We start from the raw sequence: 3,394 nt of genomic DNA, 5'->3' as shown, positions 1-3,394 counted from the left end.
CAGGCTGCCGTCGAAGTACTTGAGGTCGGCGACCATGACTTCGTCCCAGAGACCGAGTTTCTTCAGGTCACGCACGAGGTAATCGTTAACGACCGTGAACTCGCCGGAGAGATTCGATTTGACGTACAAGTTCTGGAAAGTGGGTTCGATGCACGCAGATACACCAATGATATTGGAAATAGTTGCGGTTGGGGCGATTGCGATGCAATTGGAGTTGCGCATGCCATGTTGTTTGATGCGCGCGCGCAACGTATCCCAATCGAGAGTGCTCGACTCATCGACCTCAACGTGACCACCGCGTTCATCGCGCAGCATCTTCAACGTGTCTTGCGGCAAGATGCCGCGCGACCACAGCGAGCCTTCATACGATTGATAACGGCCGCGCTCTTCAGCGAGCAGGCTCGAGGCCCAGTACGCGTGATAGCACACGGCTTCCATCGAACGGTCGGCGAATTCGACGGCGGACTGCGATGCGTAAGGCACGCGCATCATCTGCAGGCAATCCTGGAAGCCCATGATGCCCATGCCCACCGGACGATGGCGCGCGTTGGAATTGCGGGCCTTGTCGACGGCGTAGTAGTTGATGTCGATCACGTTGTCGAGCATGCGCATGGCGATGCTGACCGTGCGCTTGATCTTGTCGTGGTCGAGTTCGAAACCGCCGCCGGCTGCCGGCTTCATGTGCGCGACCAGGTTCACGGAACCCAGGTTGCACACCGCGATTTCGGATTCGTTGGTGTTCAGCGTGATCTCGGTGCAGAGGTTCGAGCTGTGGACCACGCCGACGTGCTGCTGCGGCGAACGGATGTTGCAAGGATCCTTGAACGTGATCCAGGGGTGGCCGGTTTCGAACAGCATCGACAGCATCTTGCGCCACAGGTTCAGCGCCGGCATCTTCTTGAAGAGCTTGAGCTCGCCGCTGGCCACGCGCGCTTCGTAGCCCACGTAGGCTTCTTCGAAGGCGCGGCCGTACTTGTCGTGCAGGTCGGGGCAGTCGGACGGCGAGAACAGCGTCCAATCGCCGCCTTCCATGACGCGCTTCATGAACAGGTCGGGAATCCAGTTCGCCGTGTTCATGTCGTGCGTGCGACGACGTTCGTCACCGGTGTTCTTGCGCAGTTCCAGGAATTCTTCGATGTCCAGGTGCCACGATTCCAGGTACGTGCAGACTGCGCCCTTGCGCTTGCCGCCCTGGTTGACCGCCACGGCGGTGTCGTTGACGACCTTCAGGAACGGAACCACGCCCTGGCTTTCGCCGTTGGTGCCCTTGATGTGGCTGCGCAGCGCGCGCACCGGGGTCCAGTCGTTGCCCAGGCCGCCGGCGTACTTGGCCAGCAGCGCGTTTTCCTTGATGGCGTCGTAGATGCCTTCCAGGTCGTCGGAGACGGTGGTGAGGTAGCACGACGACAACTGCGAGTGCAGGGTGCCCGAGTTGAACAGCGTCGGGGTCGAGCTCATGAAGTCGAACGAGGACAGGATCTCGTAGAACTCGATGGCGCGGGTTTCGCGGTCGGCTTCGCGCAGCGCCAGGCCCATGGCCACGCGCATGAAGAACACCTGCGGCAGTTCGATGCGGGTGCCGCGGATATGCAGGAAGTAGCGGTCGTACAGGGTCTGCAGGCCGAGGTAGCCGAACTGCAGGTCGCGCTTGGCGTTCAGGGCATGACCCAGCTTGGTCAGGTCATAGCTGGCCAGATCGGGCGACAGCAGGCCGCCTTCGATGCCGCGGGCGATGAAGGTGGGGAAGTATTCGGCGTAGCGGGCGGCCATGCCGCCCTGCGAGACTTCCTCGCCCAGCACTTCCTTGCGGATCGTGTGCAGCAGCAGACGGGCGGTGACCTGGCTGTAGGCCGGGTCCTTTTCGACCAGCGCGCGCGCGGACAGGATCGCGGACTTGAACACTTCGTCGACGGGGATGCCGTCGTACAGGTTCTTGACCGTTTCCTTCAGGATCGCTTCCGTGTCGATGAATTCGGCCAGGCCTTCGCCGGCGGCTTCGATGGTGGCGCGCAGTTCAGCCAGGTCCAGCGGGCGGCGCACGCCGGCATCGGTCACGTTCAGCACGTGCTCCTGCGGGGCGGCGGCCTTCTCCTGGCCTTCGGCGGCGGCGGCCGCCGCGGCGCGTTCCTGCGTGCGCTTTTCGCGGTACAGCACGTAGGCGCGGGCAACGTCGTGTTCGCCCGAGCGCATCAGGGCCAGTTCGACCTGGTCCTGGATGTCTTCAATATGGAAGGTGCCGCCGTTGGGGCGGTTGCGCACCAGGGCGTTGACGGCCTGGCTGGTCAGGTTCTCGACCAGCTCACGCACGCGCGCGGAGGCCGCGCCCTGGCCGCCGTTGACGGCCAGGAAGGCCTTGGTCATGGCGATGGCGATCTTGTTGGGTTCGAACCCGACCACCGAGCCATTGCGGCGAATGATGTTGTAGCTGGCCCATTGCCCGCCATTGGCGTCGGCAGGGGAATCGGTTTGCGAGGGCGGCACGGCCGTAGGCCGGGTCACAGAGGCGATCGTAGTCTGCATGGAAGCTCCTGTGCGAAAAGCGCGTAGATAGCGACATGACGACGTCATGTCAGGTACGAAATTGGATCTTTTGAGGGGGTCGCAACGTTAGGACGGGCTAGTCCAAAAGGCGTGGCCGACGGGTATCAGCGCTTAGGCGACCACAACATGTAGTGTAGCACCCCTCGTTGGACACTAATTCTAGTGATCGAGTACGACAGGGACAAGAAGAAGATAAGACGAAGTTCACAAAAGATTGTTACCAAATGCACTAGGCGCGCCCAGCAAGGCGCGCCCAGGAAGGTGCCGCTCAGAGCGAATGTTTATGCGGTTTTCCGCAGGGGCATATCTTGCGGGGCAGGCGCCGTATAGGTTTGCATCAAGCGGCCTAACTCCGTCCGATACTTCTCGACGTTTGCAGCCTTCACGTGACCGAAGCCGCGGATGGTTTCTGCAAGGCCGGCGATTGTAGCCGCTTGCTGCAGCTTGTCGCGGCTCAACCCTGCGAGCAACTGCTCTATGGTCTGACGGTACTCTCGCACCAGCGACCGTTCCATCTTGCGTTCGGCGGTATGGCCGAAGGGATCGAACCAGGTGCCGCGCAAGCCCTTCAGACGTGCCAGCAATTTCAGCGCGGTCATGGTGCGGGGACCCAGCGTCATCTTGCGCGGCACGCCGGTGCGCGGATCCTTGCGGGCGAAGAGGGGTGGAGCCATGTGGAAGCGCAGGCTGTAGTCGCCTTCGAACTGGCCCTTCAACTGTGCCTGGAACGACTCGCCGGTGTAGAGCCGCGCCACTTCGTATTCGTCCTTGTAGGCCATGAGCTTGAAGAGGCCGCGCGCGACCGCCAGCGCCAGGCGCGGGGTCTTGGCGTCGGGCGCCAGTTCGCGCTCGC

General features: G+C 62.2%; 2 protein-coding genes. Both read right to left on the bottom strand.

Annotated elements, in window-relative coordinates:
• Positions 1-2,520: ribonucleoside-diphosphate reductase subunit alpha (locus tag VIR09_RS25760; RefSeq protein WP_332015430.1), on the bottom strand; the 2,520-nt coding region annotated here is incomplete at its 3' end.
• Positions 2,521-2,822: 302 nt separating this feature from the next.
• A partial coding sequence (locus VIR09_RS25755) for a DUF6537 domain-containing protein (protein ID WP_332015429.1) occupies positions 2,823-3,394 on the bottom strand: 572 nt, incomplete at its 5' end.

Source organism: Achromobacter sp., assembly GCF_036567245.1.
Taxonomy (GTDB): domain Bacteria; phylum Pseudomonadota; class Gammaproteobacteria; order Burkholderiales; family Burkholderiaceae_B; genus Achromobacter.
The sequence above is the reverse complement of the archived record's forward strand: the minus strand, read 5'-3'. Positions and strand labels throughout refer to the sequence as shown.